Origin of the sequence: Olsenella profusa F0195 (assembly GCF_000468755.1) — a bacterium.
In the GTDB taxonomy this organism is placed as follows: domain Bacteria; phylum Actinomycetota; class Coriobacteriia; order Coriobacteriales; family Atopobiaceae; genus Olsenella_F; species Olsenella_F profusa.
Genome location: NZ_AWEZ01000039.1, coordinates 1 through 1418, shown reverse-complemented (window position 1 = coordinate 1418; position 1418 = coordinate 1). Strand labels below are relative to the sequence as shown.

At 69.4% G+C, this 1418-nt stretch carries 1 protein-coding gene; it reads right to left on the bottom strand.

The window, feature by feature from the left end; all coding sequences use genetic code 11:
- Positions 1 to 57: 57 nt before the first annotated feature.
- Complete coding sequence (locus HMPREF1316_RS04540; protein ID WP_021725757.1) at positions 58 to 1308, bottom strand: IS256 family transposase; 1251 nt, start codon at positions 1306 to 1308, stop codon at positions 58 to 60.
- Positions 1309 to 1418: the final 110 nt, after the last annotated feature.

Sequence of the window (1418 nt, the reverse complement as noted above, 5' to 3'; positions counted from 1 at the left end):
TTCGCGCCCGTCCGATAGGGCCGGCCCCGCGCCTAGAATCCGTTGCCCATCATACCATCATGCCGCCCTCCTCCCCGCGTCGGCGAGCTCCATGGCCGTCCGCACGACCTTGAGGCCCCGCATCCTCGACTCTTCGGTCGTCTCCGGCTCGGCGGGCGCCGGCTCCTCCAGCCTCGCGAGCGACTCCGGCACGATCCACCTGCGCGACGACCAGTCCTCGTCCTGCTCGGCCATGACGGCCCCGACGAGGCGGATCATGGACTCTGCGCTCGGGAACACCTGCACCACGCGCGAGCGGCGCCTTGTCTCGCGGTTCGTGCGCTCCTGCACGTTGTTCGTGCGGATGCGCCTGCGGTGCTCGGCCGGGAAGCCGAGGTACGCGAGCGCGTCGGCCTCGGCCTCCTCGAGCAGGCTCGCGGCCTCCCCCGACATCTCGCCGATGGCGTCGATCGCCGCGTGGTAGGCGCAGCGCACCACGGCGGGGTCCTCCTCGCGGAACACCGCCTGCAGGGCCTTGCCGGCCATGGCGCGCTGGCGCTTGGTCTTGAGCAGCGAGCAGACGTTGCGCTCCAGGTGCACGGCGCGGCGCTGCCAGGCGGCGCCCGGGAAGCACTCCGCTATCGCGCGCTTCAGCCCCTCGTGGGCGTCGCTCGTGACGCACCTCACGCCGGAGACGCCGCGTTTTCTGAGGTCGCGGCAGAACCCGAGCCATCCGGCGTGGGTCTCGGTGTCGATCGCGGAGAATCCCACCACGCGGCGCACGCCGTCCGCGCCGCAGGCGATCGCCGTGACGGCCGCGGTGGACTGCACGCGGCCGTCACGGCGGCGCCTGGCGTACGTGGCGTCGAGGAACAGGTAGGGGAACTCCAGCCCCTCGAAGGCCCTTTCCGCGAGCGCGGAGACCTCCTCGTCGAGGGACCTGCAGATCGCGCTCACCTGGTCGGCCGAGAGGCGCTCTATGCCGAGCTTCCCGGCCACTTTCTGGACCTTGCGAGTCGAGACGCCGTTCTGGTACATCTCGGCCACCGCCGCGGCGACGGCGCGGTCCACGCGGCTGTAGCGCTCTATGATCCCCTCCGGGAAGTAGGTCCCCGCGCGCAGCTTCGGTATCCGCATCGTGATCGGGCCCACGGCGGTGACGAGCCCGCGCTCCCTGTAGCCGTTGCGTGCGTTGGCGCCGTCCTCGCAGAGCGCGTCCGCCTGAGCGTCCATGACTGCGTCGGCCATCGTCTCCAGAAGCACGCGCGCCAGCTCGCGCAGGTCGGCTTTGCCGTTCCCGTCGGCGGGGATCTGCTGTAAAGTATCCATTGCGGTCGTTGCCTTTCCTCGAATCTCTTATCTAGCCGTAAAAGATTCTAAGGCGGCGGCCGTTTTCCTATCTAGGGGCGCTTACACCAACTTTCTCGACACGATCTACA

Bases quoted from the DNA above. Each gene is read 5' to 3' on its own strand.
- HMPREF1316_RS04540 (WP_021725757.1), bottom strand. From the start codon at position 1,308: ATGGATACTTTACAGCAGATCCCCGCCGACGGGAACGGCAAAGCCGAC.